Source organism: Stappia sp. G46H5W (genome assembly GCF_058448995.1).
This window is the reverse complement of sequence record NZ_JBZFLL010000001.1, coordinates 590,799-613,369: the sequence shown is the minus strand read 5'-3', so window position 1 is coordinate 613,369 and position 22,571 is coordinate 590,799. Positions and strand designations below refer to the sequence as shown.

Annotated in this window: 19 protein-coding genes; 14 read left to right on the top strand and 5 right to left on the bottom strand. The window is 67.3% G+C overall.

The annotated features are described in order from the left end of the window. Nucleotides 1-109: 109 nt before the first annotated feature. The 5 genes from ACVJ6E_RS02530 (at nucleotide 110) to ACVJ6E_RS02510 (ending at nucleotide 3,268) form a co-directional block, all read left to right on the top strand. Entirely contained in the window at nucleotides 110-1,462 is a 1,353-nt protein-coding gene (locus ACVJ6E_RS02530) for a DUF2157 domain-containing protein (protein ID WP_120269033.1), read from the top strand. Further along, nucleotides 1,459-2,013, top strand: a complete 555-nt coding sequence (locus ACVJ6E_RS02525) for a GDYXXLXY domain-containing protein (RefSeq protein WP_120269034.1) — start codon at nucleotides 1,459-1,461, stop codon at nucleotides 2,011-2,013. The genes ACVJ6E_RS02530 and ACVJ6E_RS02525 overlap by 4 nt, the downstream gene beginning before the upstream one ends. Nucleotides 2,014-2,145: 132 nt before the next feature. Then, nucleotides 2,146-2,586: an Rrf2 family transcriptional regulator gene (locus tag ACVJ6E_RS02520; protein ID WP_067221809.1), complete on the top strand. Its 441-nt coding sequence runs from the start codon at nucleotides 2,146-2,148 to the stop codon at nucleotides 2,584-2,586. Continuing rightward, entirely contained in the window at nucleotides 2,583-3,038 is a 456-nt protein-coding gene (locus ACVJ6E_RS02515; protein ID WP_120269035.1) for a group III truncated hemoglobin, read from the top strand. The genes ACVJ6E_RS02520 and ACVJ6E_RS02515 overlap by 4 nt, the downstream gene beginning before the upstream one ends. Continuing rightward, on the top strand, nucleotides 3,035-3,268 hold the full coding sequence (locus ACVJ6E_RS02510) for a hypothetical protein (protein WP_067221812.1): 234 nt from the start codon (nucleotides 3,035-3,037) through the stop codon (nucleotides 3,266-3,268). Before ACVJ6E_RS02515 ends, ACVJ6E_RS02510 begins: the two co-directional genes overlap by 4 nt. A gap of 135 nt (nucleotides 3,269-3,403) precedes the next feature. Here ACVJ6E_RS02510 and ACVJ6E_RS02505 read toward each other — a convergent pair whose 3' ends face one another. Together ACVJ6E_RS02505 and ACVJ6E_RS02500 are read right to left on the bottom strand one after the other, a co-directional pair. Continuing rightward, complete coding sequence (locus tag ACVJ6E_RS02505) at nucleotides 3,404-5,224, bottom strand: ABC-F family ATP-binding cassette domain-containing protein (RefSeq protein WP_120269036.1); 1,821 nt, start codon at nucleotides 5,222-5,224, stop codon at nucleotides 3,404-3,406. 116 nt (nucleotides 5,225-5,340) lie between these two features. Further along, nucleotides 5,341-6,081, bottom strand: a complete 741-nt coding sequence (locus ACVJ6E_RS02500; protein WP_120269037.1) for a FadR/GntR family transcriptional regulator — start codon at nucleotides 6,079-6,081, stop codon at nucleotides 5,341-5,343. Nucleotides 6,082-6,333: 252 nt separating this feature from the next. Between ACVJ6E_RS02500 and ACVJ6E_RS02495 the strand changes: the two genes are divergently transcribed. Next, a complete protein-coding gene (locus ACVJ6E_RS02495) occupies nucleotides 6,334-7,086 on the top strand; it encodes a L,D-transpeptidase (protein WP_120269279.1) in 753 nt (250 codons plus the stop codon). A 6-nt stretch (nucleotides 7,087-7,092) separates the two neighbouring features. Here the strand turns inward: ACVJ6E_RS02495 and ACVJ6E_RS02490 are convergent, their stop codons facing one another. Then, entirely contained in the window at nucleotides 7,093-7,800 is a 708-nt protein-coding gene (locus ACVJ6E_RS02490; protein WP_120269038.1) for a GntR family transcriptional regulator, read from the bottom strand. 175 nt (nucleotides 7,801-7,975) lie between these two features. On the opposite strand from ACVJ6E_RS02490, the gene ACVJ6E_RS02485 reads away from it, so the two are divergent. The 5 genes from ACVJ6E_RS02485 to ACVJ6E_RS02465 all read left to right on the top strand — a co-directional run bounded on the left by ACVJ6E_RS02485 (nucleotide 7,976) and on the right by ACVJ6E_RS02465 (nucleotide 13,820). After that, the gene (locus tag ACVJ6E_RS02485) at nucleotides 7,976-8,980 is read left to right on the top strand and encodes a TRAP transporter substrate-binding protein (RefSeq protein WP_120269039.1); all 1,005 of its coding nucleotides are present in this window, start codon (nucleotides 7,976-7,978) and stop codon (nucleotides 8,978-8,980) included. A 166-nt stretch (nucleotides 8,981-9,146) separates the two neighbouring features. After that, a complete protein-coding gene (locus tag ACVJ6E_RS02480; RefSeq protein WP_120269040.1) occupies nucleotides 9,147-9,632 on the top strand; it encodes a TRAP transporter small permease subunit in 486 nt (161 codons plus the stop codon). Further along, the gene (locus ACVJ6E_RS02475; protein WP_097175591.1) at nucleotides 9,629-10,945 is read left to right on the top strand and encodes a TRAP transporter large permease; all 1,317 of its coding nucleotides are present in this window, start codon (nucleotides 9,629-9,631) and stop codon (nucleotides 10,943-10,945) included. The genes ACVJ6E_RS02480 and ACVJ6E_RS02475 overlap by 4 nt, the downstream gene beginning before the upstream one ends. Continuing rightward, nucleotides 10,942-12,306 (top strand): malonyl-CoA decarboxylase, encoded by a 1,365-nt coding sequence (locus ACVJ6E_RS02470; protein ID WP_120269041.1) that lies wholly within the window; start codon nucleotides 10,942-10,944, stop codon nucleotides 12,304-12,306. Before ACVJ6E_RS02475 ends, ACVJ6E_RS02470 begins: the two co-directional genes overlap by 4 nt. Beyond that, nucleotides 12,303-13,820: a malonate--CoA ligase gene (locus ACVJ6E_RS02465; protein ID WP_120269042.1), complete on the top strand. Its 1,518-nt coding sequence runs from the start codon at nucleotides 12,303-12,305 to the stop codon at nucleotides 13,818-13,820. Before ACVJ6E_RS02470 ends, ACVJ6E_RS02465 begins: the two co-directional genes overlap by 4 nt. A 69-nt stretch (nucleotides 13,821-13,889) precedes the next feature. Here the strand turns inward: ACVJ6E_RS02465 and ACVJ6E_RS02460 are convergent, their stop codons facing one another. Together ACVJ6E_RS02460 and ACVJ6E_RS02455 are read right to left on the bottom strand one after the other, a co-directional pair. Continuing rightward, on the bottom strand, nucleotides 13,890-14,453 hold the full coding sequence (locus ACVJ6E_RS02460; RefSeq protein ID WP_120269043.1) for a rhodanese-like domain-containing protein: 564 nt from the start codon (nucleotides 14,451-14,453) through the stop codon (nucleotides 13,890-13,892). A 175-nt stretch (nucleotides 14,454-14,628) separates the two neighbouring features. After that, nucleotides 14,629-16,431, bottom strand: coding sequence for a methyl-accepting chemotaxis protein (locus tag ACVJ6E_RS02455; protein WP_120269044.1), 1,803 nt, complete (start codon nucleotides 16,429-16,431; stop codon nucleotides 14,629-14,631). A 245-nt stretch (nucleotides 16,432-16,676) separates the two neighbouring features. On the opposite strand from ACVJ6E_RS02455, the gene ACVJ6E_RS02450 reads away from it, so the two are divergent. The 3 genes from ACVJ6E_RS02450 (at nucleotide 16,677) to ACVJ6E_RS02440 (ending at nucleotide 22,559) form a co-directional block, all read left to right on the top strand. After that, the gene (locus ACVJ6E_RS02450; RefSeq protein WP_120269045.1) at nucleotides 16,677-18,158 is read left to right on the top strand and encodes a helicase HerA domain-containing protein; all 1,482 of its coding nucleotides are present in this window, start codon (nucleotides 16,677-16,679) and stop codon (nucleotides 18,156-18,158) included. Nucleotides 18,159-18,371: 213 nt separating this feature from the next. Beyond that, entirely contained in the window at nucleotides 18,372-19,493 is a 1,122-nt protein-coding gene (locus ACVJ6E_RS02445) for an efflux RND transporter periplasmic adaptor subunit (protein WP_158592692.1), read from the top strand. A gap of 3 nt (nucleotides 19,494-19,496) precedes the next feature. Continuing rightward, nucleotides 19,497-22,559: an efflux RND transporter permease subunit gene (locus ACVJ6E_RS02440; protein WP_120269047.1), complete on the top strand. Its 3,063-nt coding sequence runs from the start codon at nucleotides 19,497-19,499 to the stop codon at nucleotides 22,557-22,559. The last annotated feature ends 12 nt before the right edge of the window (nucleotides 22,560-22,571 follow it).

The following is a 22,571-nucleotide window of genomic DNA, read 5'->3' as shown; positions in this document are numbered from 1 at the left end:
TTCGGCGCAATCCTCCGCGATCCGTGACGACTTGACGGAACGCTTGATCCATCCTCACTGGACCGGATGAAAGCGACGATGAGTCCCGGACGGGAAGGGCGATGAATTGATGAACCGCGCAAGCTATCTGAAACAGCTGGAGGCGGACCTTGCCCGCTGGTCCGCCAAGGGGTGGATCGGCGCCGACGGGTTGGCGCAGATCCGGGCCGAGATCGGCGAGGCGCCCTCGGGCTGGTCGCGCCTTCCGGCCCTGTTCGCCGGTATCGGCACCATCTGCCTTGCGCTCGCGGTCGCGGCCTTCGTTGCCGCCAACTGGGAGGTGATCCCGCGCCCGGCCAAGCTGACGGGCATTGCGGTTCTGCTGCTGGCGGCGCATGGCTTTGCCGCCGCCATGGCCTCGCGGGGGCAGCGCCTCGTTGCCGATCTGGCCACCATGTTCGCAACCCTTGTCTTCGTCAGCGGTCTCGCCCTTGTCGGGCAGATCTACCACCTGCCGTCCGACTGGGCGGGCGGTGCGCTGCTCGTTGCCATCGGCGCCCTGGCCGCTGCCTGGCTGTGCGGCTCGCGGTCCTCGCTCATGGTCGCCGCGGTCGCGTCCATCGCCTGGCTGTTGTGGATCGGCGACCCGCCGCGTCCGACCCTGGCCGAGGTCGTCACCGCCCTTGCGCTGCTGGCCGCCTGCCTGGGCCATGTGGTGCGCATGACCTCCTTTGCCGGGCGCTGGCTGGTGCTGTTGCTGCTGACCGCCGTCTATGCCTGGCTGTTCGCGGCCTGGCTCGACATCAACTACCTGTTGTCCTCGAGCGAGATGGAGTTCTCGATCCTGCTCGTCGGCGCCGCCTTCGGTGCGTTGCTGCTGGTCTGGGGCCATCTCCTGTCCGGCGACGAGGCGCAGGGCGATGACGGCTCGGGGAATGTTTCGGCCCTTGCCCGGTCCGCCGCCAGCTTCGGCGTGATGGTTCTGGTCGGCATTATCTTGCTGACGCTGATCATCGGTTTCACCGAAACCGTCTCGGACGAGGTCGCGCGCGAGATGCCGCATGTCTGGCCGCTGCACCTGACGCTTGTGGCCATGCTGGCCGGTCTCGTGCTGCAGGCCTTGCGCGCTCCGGCATCGCGCCCACTCCGTATCGTCGCTGCGGCCGTTGTCCTGTCTGTGGCTTGCCCGGCGCTGCTGGTCTTCCTGCCGGGCAATACGGTGGTTCTCGCCTCGTTCACTCTGGCGGCCCTCGTTGCGATCAGCGCCGCCGGTTCGACTGCCTCGCAGTCCGGCTGGAGCTTCTGGGGCAATCTCGGCCTGGCTGCCGCGCTGCTCTACCTGCTCTACGAGACGGTGGGCTCACTGCTCGGTCAGTCGGTCTTCTTCTTCGTCGCCGGCCTGCTGCTGGTGGCGGTGGCGATTGTCTCCGCAAGGCGGCTCAGAAAAAGCTCGGTCGCAGCCGCCGGGGAGGGCGCACAATGAAAACGCTTCTTGCTTCTCCCTGGGCCCGTTGGGGCCTTGCCGGCCTGTTGCAACTCGCCCTCGTCGGCCTGCCGCTGGCGGATCGGCTGCAGGTTCACTGGTTCGGGCAGGAGGTGACGCTGGCGCTGCGCCCGGTCGATCCGCGAGATCTGCTGCGCGGCGATTACGTCATCCTCAATCCGGAGATCCAACTGGTGGATGTCGGGGTCGGCGTGCCGCAGGACCTGTTCGGTGGCGATGCCGTCTGGGTGGTCGTCGAGCCGGACGGCGAGGGGATTTCCCGCGCCGTCGCCGTGCTTTCGGCGCCGCCCGCCGATGGGCGCATCGCTCTCAAGGGACAGGTCAGCAGAACGTCGGCGCCGACCGCCGATACCCTGCGCATCGACTACGGGCTCGACGCCTTCTTCGTGCCGGAAGGGCAAGGACTGGAGATCGAGCGGATGCCGCGCGACCGCGTGCGCCTCGTCGTTGCCGTCTCCGCCGACGGGCGCTCGGCGCCGCTGCGTCTCGTCGCCGACGGCGAGGTGTTGCTGAAGGACAGCGCCTTCTAGCGCAGTCTCCTTTCAGACGGGGCCCGTGCCCCGGTCGCTTTGTCGCAGCCGCCCCGGTCCTTTCCGGGGCGGTTTGCGTTGTAGGTCGAGCTTAAAAGAGGTATATCAGATACTGCTTTTAAGGAGACCGGCATGCGCCTGACCCTTCAGACCGACTACGCCTTGCGGATGATGATGCACCTTGCCGTCATGGACGGCGTGCTCGTCACCATCGCCGATGTCGCAGACACGTTCCGTGTTTCCCGCAATCACCTGATGAAGGTCGCCCAGGCGCTGGCCCATGCCGGTCTCGTGGAGACCGTGCGCGGTCGCAGCGGCGGGCTCAGGCTCGCGCAGCCGGCGGACCGGATCCGCGTCGGTACGATCGTCCGCAAGCTGGAGCTGCAGACCGCGCTGGTCGACTGCTTTCCCGGCGGCAACGGCACCTGCCGCATCACCCCCTCCTGCCAGCTGAAGCCGGCATTGTTCCGGGCCCGCGAGGCCTTCTTCGCCGTGCTCGACGAGTACACCATCCACGACCTCGTCGCCGGCAATGCCGGCCTCAGGGACATCCTCACGGGAGAGGCGGCATGAGCGACATCCGCATCCGCAGCGCCAGCGAGCGCCGGGCCGAGATCCAGGCCGCCGCGGCCAGCCTTGGGATCGATGATGCCTATATCTCGGTGCTGGTCGACACGTTCTATGCCCGCGTGCGCCGCGACCCTGAGATCGGCCCGATCTTCGAGGCCGAGATCGCCGACGACTGGGAGCCGCATCTGGCCAAGATGAAGGACTTCTGGGCCTCGGTCGCGATGAATGCCGGCCGCTACAGCGGCCGCCCGGTGCCGGCGCATATCAAGCTCACGGCCCTCGAGCCCCGGCATTTCGCCATCTGGCTCGGCCATTTCGAACAGGTCCTGAAGGACACGGCCCCGCATCCCGGCGCCGTCCCCTATTTCATGGAACGGGCGCGCCGCATCGCGCAGAGCCTGGAATTCGCCATCTCCGGGCTTCCCCCGATCCTCGCCCAGGGAGAACGCACATGAGCACCGTCGGTCTCGTCGTCATCGGCGCGGAAGTCGCCACGTTCCTGTTCTTCGCCGTCTATCTCGCGGCGCTGACCATCGGCATCATCGAGGACCGCGCGGTCGGGCGCGTACCGGCGCTGGACGCGACCGGGCGCGCGCTGTTCCGCGCCGCCAGATACGGCTTCACCGCCGGCATCGCGGCGGTCGTCCTTCTCACCCTGTGGAACATCGCGGAGAGCATCGCATGAGCACGCAAGACACCGTCCGGCCGGTCCTCTGGCCCTGGCTGCTGCTGTGGGTCGCAGCGCCCATGCCGCTCTATATCTGGCTCGTCGTCGCGCTGCTGCTGTAGCAGTGCTGCAGTAGCAGAAACGGGGGCGGGCTCAGTCCGCCCCTTCTTCCTCGGCCAGCATCTCCAGCTCCAGCCAGGTGTCCTCGGCTTCCGCAAGCTTGGTCTGAAGTTCGGTCAGTTTGGCCATCAGGGTGTCGAAGCGCTTCGGATCGCGGGCATAGAGGTTCTGGTCCTCCAGCTCGCCCTGCAGCTTGCCGATCTCCTTGCCCAGCTTCTCGATCTCCTTCGGCAGCGTCTTCAGCTGGTGCTGCTGGGTGAAGCTCAGGCGCGATTTCTTCTTCGGCCGTTCTCCGACGGGCTTCTCTTTCGCCGCCGTGGGCTTGGCACCGCCCGCATCGCTTGCGCCCTTGCGGGCCGAGACGCCTTCGCCGCGCTGCGCCACCATGTCGGAATAGCCGCCGGCATATTCGCGCCACAGCCCGCCGCCCTCGGCAAAGACCGTCGACGTCGCCACCCGGTCGAGGAAGTCGCGGTCGTGGCTGACCAGCAGCACCGTGCCCGGATAGTCGGACAGCATCTCCTGCAGGAGATCCAGCGTCTCCAGGTCGAGATCGTTGGTCGGCTCATCGAGCACCAGCAGGTTCGACGAGCGGGCAAGCGCCCGCGCCAGCATCAAGCGGCCGCGCTCGCCGCCCGACAGCGCAGCAACCGGCGTGCGTGCCTGCTCGGGCGCGAACAGGAAGTCCTTCATGTAGGAGACGACGTGCCGCGGCCCGTCCGGCAGCATCACCGTGTCGCCGCCGCTGCCCGTCAGCACCTCGGCGACGGTCTCGTCGTCCTTCAGCGTCTCGCGCGACTGGTCCATGGTCACCATGGTCAGCGACGAGCCGAGGATCACCTCGCCGCTGTCGGGCTGCAGTTCGCCGATCAGCAGCTTCAGCAGCGTCGTCTTGCCCGCGCCGTTGGCGCCGACAAGGCCGACCCGGTCGCCGCGCAGGATGCGGGTGGAGAAGTCCTTCACCACCGGCCCGTTGCCGTAGTCCTTGGAGATGCCGCGCGCCTCGATCACCCGCTTGCCGGAAACCTCCGTCTCGCCGACCGTCAGCTTGACGGTGCCCTGCGGCCCGCGATGGTCCTTCTTCTGCGCGCGCAGGTCGGCGAGCTCGCGCACGCGGCGCATGTTGCGCTTGCGCCGGGCGGTGACGCCGTAGGTCATCCAGTGCTCCTCGCGCTTGATCTTCTGCGCGAGTTTCTGCTGGTCGCGTTCTTCCTGCTCGAACACCTCGTCGCGCCAGGCCTCGAAATGGGCGAAGCCCTTGTCGAGCCTGCGCGCGATGCCCCGGTCGATCCACACGGTGGCGCGGGTGAGGTCGGCGAGGAACCGCCGGTCGTGGCTGATCAGCACGATGGCCGAGCGCATCGAGGCGAGTTCCCCTTCCAGCCATTCGATGGCCGGCAGGTCGAGATGGTTGGTCGGTTCGTCGAGCAGCAGGATGTCCGGCTCCGGCGCCAACGTGCGGGCAAGTGCCGCCCGGCGCTTCTCGCCGCCCGACAGCCGTCCCGGCTCCTCGCGGCCGGTCAGGCCGAGCACGTCCAGCAGATACTGCGCGCGATAGGGATCGTCCCCCGGCGCCAGCCCGCCGCTCGCATAGTCGAGCACGGTGGCATAGGCGGACAGATCCGGCTCCTGCGGCAGGTAGCGGATCGTTCGCCCCGGCTGCACGAAGCGCTCGCCGTGATCGGCCTCCACCAGCCCGGCGGCGATCTTCAGCAGCGTCGACTTGCCCGAGCCGTTGCGACCGACGAGGCCGATGCGATCGCCCTCGCCGACCTGCAGCTCTGCCGAGGTGAGGAGCGGCGTGCCGCCGAAGGTCAGGGCGATGTCGCGAAGATGGAGAAGGGGAGGGGCCATGTGCGTCCGGGTCGGGGTTGTGTCGGAATGTCGGTGCGGGCGCGCGCCAGCAGCCTGCGGCCGCGCTGCCTGTCGGGCTGCGCGGCTCGGCACCGTCCTAGGACGGAAAGCCTGTCTCAGTCCAGAGCCTTCACCCGGGTCAGCAGGGCGCGGGTCAGCGCCATCAGCTTGCGCATCTCCTCGCGCGCCCGCTCCGGCTCGCGCGCCTCGACGGCGTCCAGCACGCGGGCATGCTGGCCGAGCGCGATAGGGTCGCTGACGCCCGGATCGGAGCTGATGCGGATCGAGGCCCGCAGCGCGTTCTCGATGCAGGCGCCGAGGCCGGACAGCAGCGCGTTGCCGCCGGCCGCCAGCAGCAGCCGGTGAAAGCGCACATCCGCGTCCTGGGTCGCCGGTGTGCGGTTGCCGTCGGCGATGCCCATGGCGTCCAGCGCCTCGCGCATGGCGGCGATGGTCTCGGCGTCGGCGTTCTGCGCGGCAAGGGCCGCGGCCTCCGGCTCCACCATCTCGCGGATGGCGACCAGCTCGGCCAGCAGCTGGCTCTGCGGCACCACCTTCTGCCGCCAGGCCAGCATCTGGTCGTCGAGGAAGTTCCAATGGACTTCCGGGCGCACGCTGGTGCCGTGCTTGGGCCGCGAGGTGATCAACCCCTTGCCGACCAGGATCTGCAGCGCCTCGCGCAGGCAGGTGCGGCTGACGCCGAGGCTGCCCAGCAGTTCGGCTTCCGTCGGCAGGGTCGCGCCGGGCTGGTAGGTGCCGTCGAGAATGCGCAGGGCGAGCGTCTCCGCCACTGCCGACTTGAGGTTGCCGCGCATCGGCTGGGATGCGACCGGCAGGCTGGTCTTGTCTTTCTGCATTGTCCCGGTGGGGCTTGTGCTTCGCCGTCTATGCCTTCGGCTATTGCACCGGCCAAATCAAGAGAAAGCGCCGAATTTGGTCGCAGGAGGGTACTAACCCGTATGCCGGCGGGCATTCTCGCGCGAATTTTATCGAATCTTGGCGCTGCGTTGCGCGCCTGCACTCGCGCGCGGCACGCTGATCGGATATTGAGGCGATAGCATCGCGAGGGGGCAAGGCGAGGCACCAGACGGGAGCATGGATTGACCAGCATGGACGCCGATACCAAAGACATTCGCCAGATCGCTAGCGCGGCCGAAGGGCCGCTGCGGCTCAGCCGGCGTGCACTCATCATCGGCGCCCCGCTGGTGCTGGCGGCCTGCCAGAGCTCGGGCATCGCCACCACCGGTGCCGCCGTCACGCCGGCGGTCGTCAAGGGTCCGCCGCTGCCGGGCGAGGATTTCGACTACGCCTCGGCCTATGCGGCGGTGACCGACTACGATTTCAAGGTTCCTGCGCTCCCCTACAAGAAGTTCGACCGCAAGTACTGGCGCCAGGTCGTCGATTACGACAGCCGCCATCCGGCCGGCACCATCATCGTCGACCCTTACGGCAAGTTCCTGTACTGGACGCTGCCGGGCGGCAAGGCGCTGCGCTACGGCATCGGCGTCGGCAAGGCCGGCTTCGCCTGGTCGGGCGATGCCAAGGTCCGCGTCAAGCGCGTGTGGCCGCTCTGGCGCCCTCCTCGGGAGATGATCGCCCGCAACCCGCAGCTCGAGAAGTACTGGAAGGACGGCTATCCGCGCGGTCCGCAGAACCCGCTCGGCGCGCGCGCCCTCGACCTGTGGCAGGGCAGCGTCGACACGCTGTACCGCATCCACGGCACCAAGGAGCCGAACAGCATCGGCCGCAGCGTGTCGTCGGGCTGTATCCGCATGTGGAACCAGGACATCATGGACCTGTTCGAGCGGGTGCCGACCCACACCAATGTCGTCGTTCTGGGCAAGCCTTCGGCGAGTTCCTGATCGGCCTCAGATTTTGAGCCGGCGCGCCTGTGCCGGCTCCACCCGGGCGAGCGAGGCGACGAAGTCGTTGAACCGCTCGCCCTGGATCAGGATATGCGAGCGCAGCGCCGCTTCCGCCTTGCGGTCGTCGCCTGCCACGATCGCGTCGACGATCTCCTTGTGCTCGCTCAGCGAATTCCCCACACGGTTTCGCACTCTCAGCTGAAGACGCCGATAGGGCTTGAGCCGGTTCTGCAGCGCCCTTGCCTGATCGGCGAGGAAGCCGTTGCCGCTGCCGCGATAGATCGTGTCGTGGAACGTCTCGTTGGCGTAGAAATAGGCGTCCGGCTCGCCGGCATCGGCCGCCGCCGTGCAGGCCTCGTGCGCGGCCAGCAGGTCCGCGTGCTCGCCCGCCGTCATCCGTCGGCAGGCCAGCCTTGCGCACATCGCCTCCAGCTCCGCCATCACCTCGAACATCTCGATCAGGCGGGAGACGCCGATCTCCTGCACGAAGGCGCCGCGCCGGGGACGGATCTCCACCAGCCCGGATGCCGACAGCTCGATCAATGCTTCGCGGATCGGCGTGCGCGAGACGTTGAAGCGCTTGGCCAGCGACACCTCGTCGAGCCGCGTTCCGGGCGCGAAGACGCCGGTGGCGATGTCGTATTCCAGCGCTTCACGCAGGATCTGGGCGGTGCGAAGAGCTGGCTTGTGTGGGGTCGGCGAGGCATCCATGCGCACATTTTATGCAAGCCCCGCTCCCTTGTATACAAAAACCGTTGACTTGAATGCATGCCCCGTGGTCACCTTCGGTCGAGACGGGCTGCCCCAGGGAAGAGGGGGGCGGTTATCGTCCGTACATGCAAGCCGGTGGCCGCGAACATGGCCAGCCGGCACTGGGAGGAAACCAATGTTCAAGTCATTCACGAGGGCCGCTCTCGGCCTGACCACCGCCCTTGCTCTCGCCGTGCCGGCCGCGCATGCCGCCGACGTCGTGCTCAAGGCCTCGCACCAGTGGCCGGGCGGCAAGGGCGACGTTCGCGACGAGATGGTCCAGATCCTTGCCCGCGAGGTCGCCAAGGCCAATGTCGGCGTCGAGATCAAGGTCTATCCCGGCCAGTCGCTGTTCAAGGCGAACGAGCAGTGGGGCGCCATGACCAAGGGCCAGCTCGACATCTCCGCCTTCCCGCTGGACTACGCCTCGGGCCGCCATCCGCAGTTCTCTGCGACCCTGATGCCGGGCCTGGTGCGCAACCATGACCGCGCCGGCCGCCTCAACACCTCGCCCTTCATGGACGACATCAAGAAGATCGTGAACGATGCCGGCGTCGTCGTCATCGCCGATGCGTGGCTGGCCGGCGGCTTCGCCTCCAAGAAGCAGTGCATCACCTCGCCCGACACGATGCAGGGTCAGGTGACCCGTGCGGCGGGGCCGGCCTTCGAGCAGATGCTGGTGGGAGCGGGTGCCTCGATTTCCTCGATGCCGTCCTCGGAGATCTATACCGGCCTGCAGACCGGCGTGCTCGACGCGGCCAACACCTCGTCCGGCTCGTTCGTGTCCTATCGCCTCTATGAGCAGACCACCTGCCTGACCGCGCCGGGCGCCAACGCCCTGTGGTTCATGTACGAGCCGATCCTCATGTCCAAGCGCAGCTGGGACAAGTTGTCGAAGGAGCAGCAGGACGCTCTCATGGCGGCCGGCAAGGTGGCCCAGGACTACTTCGCGGCCGAGGCCAAGGGGCTCGACGACAAGATGATCAAGGCGTTCAAGGATGCCGGCGTCGAGGTCGTGGAGATGTCGCCCGAGAACTATGACGCCTGGCTCGCGATCGCCAAGGAGACTTCCTACAAGAACTTCTCCGAGAACGTGCCCGGCGGCGAGGACCTGATCGCCAAGGCTCTGGCTGTCGAGTGATCGCGGTTTGCCGGCGGCAACAGACCGCCGGCATTCGCCCTGCGCGGGGCCGGCACGGCCGGTCCCGCAACATCCAACACCTGCGCTTGCCGTTGCCGCCGGCCGACCTGCCGGCCGGGGAGGGGCTTTGCCCGGCGGGCGCCGATGCAACCGGAACCAAAAGGCGATGTCCTTCTACATAACCGCGGTCTCGGCCGTGTCGCGCTTCTTCGGACTGATCGCGATGGTGCTGACGGGAAGCGCCGCGCTGGTCGTCACGCACATGGTCATCGTGCGCTATTTTCTCGGAGGCTCGACCGTCTGGCAGACCGAATTCGTCATCTATGCGCTGGTCGCCGCCACCTTCCTCGGCTCGCCTTACGTGCTGCTCAACAAGGGCCACGTGAACGTCGACCTGCTGCAGCTGCGTGCCGCCCCCGTTCCGCGCCGGATCATGCAGACCCTGTCGGCGCTGGCCGGCATCGCCTTCTGCGCCCTGCTGGCCTGGTCGGGCTGGATCTATTTCCACGAGGCCTGGTCCTACGGCTGGCGCACCAGCACCGTGTGGGCGATCCCCTTGTGGATCCCCTTACTGCCGCTGCCGGTCGGCGTCGGTCTGATGGTCCTGCAATACATCGCTGAAATCATGAAAATCCACGGAGGTGCGCGATGACGCCCATGCTCTGGGGCGCCGGCGTCCTCGTCGCGCTGCTCGCGCTTCTCGCGGTCGGAACGCCGATCGCCTTCGCCCTCGGCCTCGTGTCGATCCTGGCCCTGATCCTCGCCGACGGCTGGGGCAGCGTGTCGATCCTCGGCGAGACCTTCTTCGGCGGCCTGGCCTCCTTCGGCCTGGTGTCGATCCCCATGTTCATCCTGATGGGTGCGGCCGTTGCGTCCTCGCCCGCCGGCAAGGACCTCTACGAGGCGCTCGACCGCTGGCTGAACCGGGTGCCCGGCGGCCTCGTCCTGTCCAACCTCGGTGCCTGCTCGATCTTCGCCGCCCTGTCCGGCTCGTCCCCGGCGACCTGCGCCGCCATCGGCAAGATGGGCATCCCGGAGATGACCAAGCGCGGCTATCCGAACGAGATCGCCGCCGGCTCCATCGCCGCCGGCGGTACGCTCGGCATCCTCATCCCGCCGTCGGTCACCATGATCGTCTACGGCATCGCCACCGAGACCTCCATCGGCCGCCTGTTCCTGGCCGGTCTTCTGCCGGGCTTCATGCTCACGGTCCTGTTCATGGCCTGGACCATCTACGACTGCCGCCGTCGCGGCGTCGGGCTCGACATGCTCGGCCGCCGCTTCTCCTTCCGCGAGCGCCTCGAGGTGCTGCCGCGCGTGCTGCCCTTCCTCGGCATCATCGCGGCGATCCTCTACGTGCTCTATGGCGGTGTCGCCACCCCGTCCGAGGCCGCCGGCGTCGGCGCGCTGTTCTGTCTCATCTTCGTGGCCGTGATCTACCGGCTGTGGAAGCTGTCGCTCTACAGCTCGCTGTTCCGCGACACGCTGAAGGAAAGCGTCATGATCATGATGATCATCGGCGCCTCGGAGCTGTTCTCCTTCGCTCTGTCCTCGCTCTTCATCACCCAGACCATCGCCGAGTGGATCTCCCTGCTCGACGTCAACAAGTGGGTGCTGATGGCGATCATCAACGCCTTCCTGTTGTTCGCCGGCTTCTTCCTGCCGCCGGTGGCGGTGATCCTGATGACGGCGCCGATCCTACTGCCGATCATCATCCAGGCGGGCTTCGATCCCTACTGGTTCGCGGTCATCCTCACCATCAACATGGAGATCGGGCTGATCACCCCGCCGGTGGGCTTGAACCTCTATGTCATCAATGGCATAGCGCCCAACATCACCCTGGGCGAGATCCTGCGTGGATCGCTCCCCTATGTCGGGTGCATGGTTGTCGGTATCGTCTTGCTGTGCCTGATGCCGGAGATCGCGCTCTGGCTGCCTAACCTCCTGATGGGACCCGCCCTATGAGCAGCAGCAGCTTCTTCAACGACCTTCTCGCCTCCATCGCCGAGCAGGGCCGCCACTTCCTCGACCTTCGGCGGGACCGTCCGCCGAGCGGTCGGGCGCTCGGCGATCTGTGCGAGGCGCTGCTGTCGGGGCGCGGCGAGGCGTCCGGCGTCGCCCTGGCCAAGGACGTGCTGGCGAGCTATGCGGCCCTGTCGCCGGAGGGGCGCGCCGAGTTCTTCGACGATCTCGCCGCCCGCTTCGGCCCGGACCGCGACAAGGTCGAGGAAGCTGCCCGCTCTGTGCTCGAGGACCCATTGGACGAGGCGCGCCTGCGCCGCCTGCACGCCGTCTCCGAGCCGCGCCGGCAGGAGCTGATCCGCCGGCTCAACCTGGCGCCGGGCGGGACCTCCGCGCTGGTCGGCATGCGGCGTCAGCTGCTTGCGGGCCTGCGCGAGCATCCCGACTGGGCCAATGTCGACCGGGACTTCGAGCACCTGTTCTCCTCGTGGTTCAACAGGGGCTTTCTCGTGATGCGCCGGATCGACTGGTCGACCCCGGCGGTGATCCTGGAGCGGATCATCCGCTATGAGGCGGTGCACGAGATTCGCGACTGGGACGACCTGCGCCGGCGCATCGACGTGCCCGACCGGCGTCTTTACGCGTTCTTCCACCCCGCGCTCGTCGATGATCCGCTGATCTTCGTCGAGGTGGCGCTCACCAAGGCGATCCCCGACGCGATCCCGCCGATCCTTGCCGAGCAGCGGACCGGTATCGACGCGGTCGAGGCCAACACGGCGGTCTTTTATTCCATCTCGAACTGCCAGGAGGGCCTGCGCGGCATTTCCTTCGGCAACTTCCTGATCAAGCAGGTGGTGGAGGAGCTGCGCCGCGACCTGCCCAACCTGAAGACCTTCGTCACCCTGTCGCCGGTGCCGGGTCTGCGCACCTGGCTCGGCAAGGCGCTGGCGGAGGAGGGCAATCCGGCCGTCTCGATCCTGACGCCGGAGCTGCGCGAGCTGCTGGCAAACGGTGGCGGCGAGGCGCCGCTGCCGGAGGAGGCGCGCGAGCCCTTGCGGGCCCTTTGCGCCCACTACCTTGCCCGCGAGAAGCGCGGCGGCCGCAAGCCGCTCGATCCAGTCGCCCGCTTCCATCTGGGCAACGGCGCCCGGCTTGAGCGCATCAACTGGAATGCCGATCCCTCGCGCAACGGCCTTCGCCAGTCCTTCGGCCTGATGGTCAACTATCTTTACGATCTCGGCGATATCGAGAAAAACCACGAGGCCTTCGAGGCTCAGGGGACGGTCGCTGCCGCCAGCTCCGTCACCCGTCTGCTGAAATCCGTCCCAGAACTCAGGACACAGACACCGGATCCCGTCGCATGACGCAAGAAAACCATCTCTTCTCCCGTATCCGCGCCGCCATCCGCAACGAGCAGGCGCCCTTCATCGAAAAGCCCTCGGGAGAGGTCATCACCTATGGCGGGCTGCTGGCCCGCTCGGCCGCCTATGCCAATGCGCTCGTTACCCTCGGCGTCAAGCCGGGCGACCGCGTCGCCGTGCAGGTGGAAAAGTCCGCCGATGCCCTGATGCTCTATCTCGGCACCGTGCGCGCCGGCGCCGTGTTCCTGCCGCTCAACACCGCCTATACCCCGGCGGAGATCGACTATTTCGTCGGCGACGCTGCTCCGGCCCTGCTGGTCTGCGATCCCGCCCGCAAGGACGCGCTTTCGCCCATCGCGCAGAAAGTCGGCGCGCGGGTCGAGACGCTGGATCCTGAGGGGCGCGGCAGCCTTAGCGATGCGGCGGATGCAGCCGCCACCGACTTCGACGACGTTGCCCGCGGCGCCGACGATCTTGCGGCCATCCTCTACACCTCCGGCACCACCGGGCGCTCCAAGGGCGCCATGCTCAGCCACGAGAACCTGACGTCCAACGCCTCGGTTCTCGTCGACTACTGGCACTACACCTCTAACGACGTGCTGCTGCATGCCCTGCCGATCTTCCACACGCATGGGCTCTTCGTCGCCACCAACGTGACGCTACTGGCCGGCGGATCGATGCTGTTCCTGCCGAAGTTCGATCTCGACGAGATCCTGCGCCTGATGCCGCGCGCCACCACCATGATGGGCGTGCCGACCTTCTATGCGCGCCTGCTCGGCACCGACCGCTTTACCCGCGAGCTCGCGGCCCACATGCGCCTGTTCGTCTCCGGCTCGGCGCCGCTCTCGGCCGAGGTGCACAAGGCGTTCAGCGCCCGCACCGGCCACGCCATTCTCGAGCGCTACGGCATGACCGAGACCAACATGAACACCTCCAACCCCTATGACGGCGACCGCCGTCCGGGCACCGTCGGCTATCCGCTGCCGGGCGTGGAACTGCGCATCGCCGATCCGGACAGCGGCAAGGTGCTGGCCCAGGGCGAGGTCGGCGTCATCGAGGTCAAGGGCCCGAACGTCTTCAAGGGCTACTGGCAGATGCCGGAAAAGACCGCGTCGGAGTTCCGCACCGACGGCTTCTTCATCACCGGCGACATGGGGCTCATCGACGAGCGCGGCTACGTCTCCATCGTCGGCCGCGCCAAGGACCTGATCATCTCCGGCGGCTTCAACGTCTATCCGGCCGAGGTCGAGGCAGCGATCGACGAGATCGAGGGCGTGGCGGAGAGTGCGGTGATCGGCGTGCCCCATGCGGATTTCGGCGAGGGTGTCGTCGCCGTGGTCGCCCCGCACAAGGGCGTTTCGCTCGATCCGGAGGCGGTGGTCGCCCCGCTCGCCGAGCGCCTTGCCCGCTTCAAGCAGCCGAAGAAGGTCTACGTGCTACCCGAGCTGCCGCGCAACACCATGGGCAAGATCCAGAAGAACGTCCTGCGCGACATGTACAAGGACACGTTCGCCTGACGGATCGGTCTTGCGGATAAGCTCAAAGGGCCGGCGGTGCGTCTTGCACCGCCGGCCTTTTGCGTTTCGTCAGAACAGGTTCTCTACGGTGGTCAGGCCCAGCACCAGCCAGTCCTGCATGCCGCCGCGATAGTAGTGGATCTTCTCGGCCGGAAAGCCCTCGCGCACCATGGCGCGGATCGCCTGCGGGCTCTGGCCGCAGGCCGGGCCGTTGCAGAAGGCGAAGACGTCCAGGGCGCCGCTGCAGTCCCACTTGCCCTGCTCGCCGGAGCAGCCCAGCTCGTCGAGCCGCATCGACACTTCGGTGTAGGGAATGTGGATCGAGCCGGGGATCGTCGACTTCACCCGCCACTCCATCGTCCGCATGTCGACGACACGGGCGTTTTCGTCCTGGAGCGCGGCCAGCACTTCCAGCTCGCCGGCCGGATGCACGCCGGGCACGGGGATCATCGGCTGCAGCACGCCGCCGATCAGCTGGGTCTCGTTCATCGTGCGGGTGATCTCGACCGGCCCCTCCTCGGTCTGGATGGTGACGGACTTGGTGTCCGGACCAAGATCGAGAGCCTCTTCCGCGGCAAGCGGAAGCGTCGAGGCGGTCAGGCCCATCGCCACGAGGGCGGTCAAAAGGCGCATCGGATTTCCTCCCGTTAGGCTGTCGGCGCAGCCCTGTTACACATTCATGATTTCGAATGCGTGGCCGTTACGCAAGCCGGAAATGGTCGGGCCTTGCGTTTTGTCGGAAGGAACGGCTGGAAGGGACGGAAAGAGGAGGGCGCCCGGCGGCAAGCCGGGCGCCCGCTCCAGGTACCTAGTGTGCCTTGCCGCGCGTCGCGGGGGCACTGGCGGGCTGATGCCGGCGCCGCTCGAGGCTGCTGAGTTCCGTGTCGAATGCTTCCGACAGGGCGTCGAGCGCGGCCAGCACCTCGTGGCTCGCCTTGTCCAGATCGCCGAGGCGTGCGGCTGCGGCATCGCTATCGCCGATGGCATGGGCGGCAAGCGCCGCCTTGGCTGCGGCATGCACGCGCTGGTGCGGCGCCTGTACGGCCAGGTAGGCCGGATGCGCACGCACGGCTTCGTTGTCGATGGCATCGTACCACTGCCCGAAGCGGCAGCCGTTATGGTCGGGCACCGCATCGACGGTCCAGTCGTCGCGGCCGATGACCGTGTCCACAACCTTCTTCTTGAACAGGACGTGGTCGATCTTCGCCATCTCGCAGAGCGAGCGATGCGACGTCGCGTTGAACCAGGTCTGTGCGTTGTTGGAGAAGCGGTCGTTGCTGGCCTGCAGCGTCGCGCTCATCGAGATCAGCTGGCGGTCGTTCTCGGCGGCAAGGTCGGCAACGCCGGTGATGCTCACCGCGATCTCCTGGCTCGATTCCTTCTGCTGGCCGAGGATCTGGGAGATCTCCTGCATCCGGGCCGAGACTTCGCTGATCTGTGCGCTGATCGAGTGCATCTGCTCGTTGGCGCCCGAGATCGTCTCCTGTCCGCGCGTCACCGCCTCGCAGGAACTGTCGATGGCCATCTGCGTCGTGCTCATGCCCGCGCGCAGTGCCGCGATGCGCTGGGTGATGTCCTCGGTCGCCTTCGCCGTCTGGGTGGCGAGGCTCTTCACCTCGCTGGCGACGACGGCAAAACCGCGGCCCGCCTCGCCGGCGCGCGCCGCCTCGATCGTGGCATTCAGCGCCAGCAGGTTGGTCTGGCTGGCGATGCTCTCGATCACCGACAGGAATTCGCCGATCTGCTCGGACGCCTTCTGCAGCTCGGCGAGGTTGGACGAGCTCTCCTGCGCGGTTGCCGCGATCTCGCCCATGCAGCGGGACACGTCGTCCATCGCCCGCAAGCCGTGTGCCACCGCCTCGTTGGTGGCGTCGGCCTGGCGTGCGGCGCTGTCGCTGTTGCCGGCGATCTGCTCGACCGAGGTGACCAGTTCCGTCGCGGCGGCGGAAATCGCCTGGCCGCTTTCGCGCGCCCTGCGGGTGTTGCGCGAGAAGGTGGCCATGCCGATGGCCACGTCATTGATGTCGGACACCGTGCCGGCCAGGCTGCGCAGCGAGGCCAGCTCGTTGTCCATCTTGTTTTCCTGCGCCTGTTGGCGCAGCACGCCGTTCTCGTACGCGTCGTAGGAGACGATCATGTCGAGGAAGGTGCGGCTGACCAGCACCTGCAGCGCCTCGGCGAGCTTCGTCGGCTGCAGGCGGTGACGGCTGGCGAGCGCGGGGATTGCCTCCACCAGCAGCCGGCCATAGGAGGCCAGATACCACTTCGGCTCCAGGTTGATGCGCACATGCGCTTCGCCGATCCTCACCGCACGCGCCTCGAACTCCTCGTCCGGCTCGTGGTTGAAGATGTAGTCCCAGTGGTCGGTCTGGGCATTTTTCAGCCGAGGCACGTTTTCGCCCTTGGCGCCCAGCTTGGGCGCCAGCGAGGGGTGCTTGGAGATGCTGGCATAGAAGCCGTCGAGAATTTCCGGCATGGCCGGCTTGAGCTTCTGCCACACGGCCCTGGCCTGGTCGGTGGTAAACTCGTCGGCACCGATGAAACCGGCAATCTCCTCGCCAATATTCTGGGATTTCTTCGAGGGCCCGGTTTTCCGCGCTGCACTTGCCATTCTTTGTCCTTCGCCAGTCGAGACGCTTTACGGAGGTTTCGGACAGTCGGGTAAACAGTGAGCTAACAGTTCTGAAATATCGAATGTTTTCGAGCTTTTGCCGGCAAGCCGGTCGGCCCGCTTTGGAGCGCGGGGCGAATCGCCGATAGTGGCGGGGTTCCCGCGAATGGCCCTTGCAATGCGCAGGCCGGGCTGCCATGCCGGCGGGACTGTTCGACTTCCACCACACGAGACCATCGGCACGCATGACTGTCAGCATCGACATGGGCGAGGTGAGGGGAGCGGGCTCGGCCGCCTCCTGCCAATTCGATCTCGAGGAGCTGCTCGCAACGCGCCTGCTCGTCCAGGGCAATTCGGGCTCCGGCAAGTCTCACCTGTTGCGCCGCCTGCTGGAGCAGAGCGCACCCTGGGTGCAGCAGGTCGTCATCGACCCGGAAGGTGATTTCGTCACCCTGTCCGAGCGCTTCGGCCATGTGGTGGTCGATGCCGCCGGCAGCGAGCGCGATCTTGCGGTCATCGCAACGCGTGTACGCGCCCACCGTGTTTCCGTCGTTCTCAACCTGGAAGGGCTTGAGCCCGACCGGCAGATGAAGGCCGCCGCCGTCTTCCTCAACACCCTGTTCGAGGCCGAGCGCGACCACTGGTATCCCGTCCTTGTCGTTGTCGACGAGGCGCAGCTCTTCGCGCCGGCCGCGTCCGGCGATACGGGTGAGGAGGCGCGCCGCGTTGCCCTCGGTGCCATGACCAACCTGATGTGCCGTGGCCGAAAGCGCGGCCTTGCCGGCGTCATCGCCACCCAGCGTCTGGCCAAGCTTGCCAAGAACGTTGCCGCCGAAGCCTCCAACTTCCTGATGGGCCGGACCTTTCTCGATATCGACATGGCCCGTGCCGCTGATTTGCTGGGCATGGAAAAGCGTCAGGCCGAGGCCTTCCGCAATCTCGACCGCGGTCATTTCGTGGCGCTCGGGCCGGCCGTTTCGCGCCGTCCCATGACGGTGCGCATTGGAGCGGTGGAGACCGCCGGCCGCGGCGGCGGTCCGCGCCTGACGCCGCTGCCGCAGGGCCGTCCGGAGGATCTGCAGGACCTTCTGTTCCAGCCGGCAAGCCAGGACGAGCGGGTTGCCGCCGAGCGCCCGCCGGTGCAGCACGCGATTCCCGCCTCCGAGGTGCTGGAGCGCCTGACCCGTCAGGCGGCCAAGCGTGAGGAGGCGGAGACCGAGCCGCTCGACCGCGAGGCGCAGGACAAGGCGGTGGACGCCGTGATCGCCGAACTGCTCGGCGATGGCGAGGCCGCGTTCCAGCCGATGGCCGCCCTCTATCAGGACTTTCTCGTGCGCTGCCGCATCGCCCGCCTGCCGGGCCGCCCGCCGGAACTGCCCGAGTTCCGCCAGCGTGTCGCGCTCGCGCGTGCCGGCGTCGAGGCCAGCGACATCGACCCGTCCGTCTGGTCGGCCGCCGAAACGGTCGCCGGCAGCCTTCCGGAGGAAATGCGTGGCGTCTATCTCCTGCTCGCCAAGGCGGCGCTGGAAGGGCGCCCCTGTCCACCCGACAGCGAGATTGCCCGCGCCTATGGTACCCGCTCGCCGGGCCGCGCCCGCTGGCTCCTGACCCATATGGAGGAACAGGGCGTTCTGGTCTGCGCCAACGACCTGCGGGGCAACCGTATCGTCACGCTGACCGACCTCGACTGCCAGACGGCGCCCCAGTCTTCGCGCGCGGCCGGCTGAGCCGGAAAAGTCTCTGCGGTCACGAAGAGTTGACCGCAGAAAACCGCGCGTTTTGCGCGATTGCTCTCCTTGTCAGTCCTGACAGGCCGGTCTAATCTTTCCGGTGTTTTCTCATGCATTGCGCGGTTTCGGTCGTCTGCCGGGGGCTCGGGCCGCATGAACCTCCCGGCCCGGCTGCCTGAGCCGGCGGGTCAGCCTTGGGGTTGTTGCCAGATGAGTTACCGGAGCGTACCCGCCGTCGGAACCGCTATCGTCGCGTTGGCGCTTGCTGGCGGCGTCGCCTATCTCAGCTGGACCGAAGGACCCTCTCTCTTCGCCTCCGCTTCCTCGACCGTATCCACCGCCACCGCCTCTCCGGGGGCAGCTGGCGCCGGCCAGCGCCGCGGCGTTGCCGTTGAGACCGCCGCCGTTGGCGTACGCGACATGGTGGAGGACATCCGCGCCTTCGGCACGCTGGTTGCCAATGAGTCCGTCGTCATCTCGCCGGAGATAGCGGGCCGCGTTGCGCGTATCGGCTTCCAGGAAGGGCAGCGGGTCGAGGAAGGCGATGTGCTGGTCGAGCTCGACGCCCAGATCCTGCGGGCCGAGCTCGACAAGGCCAAATCGGAAGTCTCCCTTGCCGAGGCCAATTTCGAGCGCGCGCGCAAGCTTGCCGAGCAGGGCAGCGGCACCTTGCGCGCCCGCGACGAGACCTCGCAGGGCTACACGGCGGCGCAGGCCAATGTGGCGCTGGCCGAGGCGCGCCTTGCCAAGACCTCGATTGCCGCGCCCTTTTCCGGCATCGTCGGCTTCCGCGACATCAGCGTCGGCGCCTATGTCAGCCCCGGCGATCGCATCGTCGAGCTCGCCAGCATCGATCCGCTGAAGGTCGAGTTCCGCGTCTCCGAGACCTATCTGCCGAACCTGCGCACCGGCCTTCCGGTCACCGTCACCGTCGACGCGCTGCCCGGCGAGACGATCACCGGCAAGATCACTGCCATCGACCCCATCGTCGATGTGTCGGGCCGGGCCATCCGCCTGCGCGCCGAACTGCCCAACCCGGACGGGCGCCTGTCTCCCGGCCTGTTCGCCCGCATCCGCATCGTCATCGAGGAGCGGTCCGAGGCGATGGTGGTGCCGGAAGCGGCCGTGTTCCGCGACGAGGGCAAGCTCTTCGTCTACCGTCTCGAGGACGGCAAGGCGGTCAAGACGCCTATCGAGATCGGCCTGCGCAGTCCCGGCGACGTCGAGATCCGCTCCGGTCTTGCCTCCGGCGCGGTGGTCATCACCGCCGGCCAGCTGCTGCTGCGCGATGGCGCTGCGGTTGAGGTGGTCGACGGTCCGCGCGGGGGCTGAGCCATGCTCGAGTTCTTCGTCCGCAAGCCGGTCTTCGCCACCGTCGTCAGCCTGATGGTGCTGCTGCTCGGCCTCGTCGCCTTCTTCCGCCTGGCCGTGCGCGAATATCCCAACATCGACCCGCCGGTCGTCTCCGTGCGCACGGACTATCCCGGTGCCAGCGCCGAGATCATCGAGTCCCAGGTCACCCAGGTCCTTGAGGGCTCCATCGCCGGCATCGGCGGCGTCGAGGTGCTGGAGAGCCGCTCGCGGCCCGAGTCCAGCCGCATCACCGTCCGCTTCCTGCTGACCGTCGATCCGGACGAAGCCGCCAACGAGGTGCGCGACCGCGTCAGCCGCGTGCGCGGCCGCCTGCCCGACGAGGTGTCGGAACCGGTCGTCTCCAAGGTCGAGGCGGACGCGCAGGCGATCATCTTCATCGCGCTGACCAGCGACCGGAACACCGCCATCGAGGTCTCGGACTATGCCGACCGCTATATCCGCGACCGGCTGCAGAACCTGCCGGGCGTGGCGGAAGTGCGCATTTTCGGCGAGCGGCGCTACGCCATGCGCATCTGGGTCGACCGAACGCGCCTTGCCGCCTACGAACTGACCGTCCAGGACGTGGAAAGCGCCCTGCGCCAGCAGAATGTCGAGGTGCCCTCGGGCCGCATCGAGAGCCTCGACCGCGAGTTCACCGTGCTCTCGCGCACCGGCCTCACCACCAGCGAGCAGTTCCGCCGCATCGTCGTCAAGGACGCCGGCGGCTTCGCCGTGCGGCTCGGGGATGTCGCGCGTGTCGAGATCGGGCCGGAGGACGAGCGCCGCACCACCCGCTACAAGGGCGAGAACGCGGTGATCCTGGGCATCGTCAAGCAGGCGACGGCCAATCCGCTCGACGTCTCGCGGGCGATGAACGACGCGATGCCCGACATCCGCCGCGACCTGCCGGCGGGCATGAACGCCGACATCTCCTACGACCGCTCGATCTTCATCGACCGCTCCATCGAGGCCGTGTTCACCACCATCGGCGAGGCCGTGGTGCTCGTCGTCCTGGTCATCTTCTTCTTCCTGCGCTCGCTGCGCGCGACGCTCATCCCCATGGTGACGATCCCGGTCTCGCTGATCGGCTCCTGCATCTTCATCTATGCGCTCGGCTTTTCCATCAACACGCTGACGCTGCTGGCGATGGTGCTGGCCATAGGCCTCGTCGTCGACGATGCCATCGTCGTGCTGGAGAACATCCACCGCCACATCGAGAACGGCATGAAGCCGGTCCGCGCCGCCATCGTCGGCATCAAGGAGATCTCCGGCGCCGTCGTCGCCATGACGCTGACGCTCGCCGCCGTTTACACCCCGGTCGCCTTCGCGGACGGGCGCACCGGCAAGCTCTTCACCGAGTTCGCGCTGACGCTCGCCGCCGCCGTGCTGATGTCCGGCATGGTGGCGCTGACGCTCTCGCCGATGATGTGCTCCAAGCTGCTCAAGGAGCACGAGGAACGCGGCCGTGTCTCCGCCGCCCTGGAGCGCGGGCTGAATGCGCTGAACGACGGCTACAGGTACCTCCTGCTTCTGTCGCTGAAGGTGCGCTGGCTCATCGTGCTGATGGTCTTCGCGGTCGCCGGCGGCTCCTGGGTGCTGCTGACGACGCTGAAATCGGAACTGGCTCCGCTGGAGGATCGCGGCGTCCTGTTCATCTCCGGGTCGGCGCCGGAGGGCTCGACCATCGACTTCACCAGCCGTTATGCCACGCAGGTGGAGACGCTGCTGGCCGAGGTTCCCGAGGTGCGCTCCTATTTCGTCATCGCCGGCTCGCCGGAGGTCACGGACATCACTTCCTTCTCGCAGCTGGTGCCGTGGGAGGATCGCGAGCGCAGCCAGATCGAGATCGGCGGCGAGCTGCAGCCGCAGATCCGCCGTGTTGCGGGCCTGCGCGCCTCGGTCAACCATCCGGGCTCCTTCGGCGTCAGCGCCCGCTCGCGGCCCATCGAGTTCATGATCCTCACCTCCGAGCCCTATGAGCGGCTCGACGAGATGGTCAACACGTTCCTGGAGGCCATCGAGGAGAACCCGAACCTCGTCAACGTCACCAGCGATCTTGCGCTGAACAAGCCGCAGATCGAGGTGGAGCTCGACCGCGACCGCGTCGCCGACATGGGCGCGGGCGTGCTCACCGTCGGCCGCACCATGGAAACGCTGCTCGGCGGGCGCAAGGTCACTCGTTTCAACATGAACGGCGAGCAGTACGACGTCATCGTCCAGGTCGACCCGTCCGGCCGCCAGACGCCGGGCGATCTGGAGGACATCTATGTCCGCGCCCAGAACGGCTCGATGGTCCAGCTGTCCAACCTGATCAGCGTGCGCGAGACCGTTTCGCCCAAGGAGCTCAACCGCTTCAACCAGCTGCGCGCGGCCAAGATCGCCGGCAACCTCGCCCCCGGCTACTCGCTCGGCGAGGCGCTGGACTATCTGGAGGCGACGGCGCAGCGCGTGCTGCCGTCCACCGCGCGCACCGACTACGGCGGCGTCTCGCGCGAGTTCCGGCAGACCGGCTCCAGCCTCGCCTTCATCTTCGTGCTGGCGCTCGGCTTCATCTATCTGGTGCTGTCGGCCCAGTTCGAGAGCTTCGTCGATCCCTTCATCATCATGCTGACGGTGCCGCTGTCGATGCTGGGAGCGCTGGCAGTGATGCACCAGACCGGCGGCACGCTCAACATCTACAGCCAGATCGGCCTGATCACGCTCATAGGCCTGATCACCAAGCACGGCATTCTCATCGTGCAGTTCGCCAACCAGCTGCAGGAAGAGGGCAAGAGCCGGTTCGATGCGGTGGTGGAGGCGGCGGCCCTGCGCCTGCGTCCGATTCTCATGACCACCGGCGCCATGGTCTTCGGCGCGGTGCCGCTGGCGCTCGCCGGCGGGGCGGGCGGCGAAAGCCGCCAGGCCATCGGCTGGGTCATCGTCGGCGGCATGTCCTTCGGCACGGTGCTCACCCTCTTCGTCGTGCCGACCGCCTACACGCTCTTCGCCCGCGACCGCTCGCGCAAGCGCGAGGCCGCCGTTCCCGCGGCCCATCCGGCGGAATAGGGCGGGCGGCAG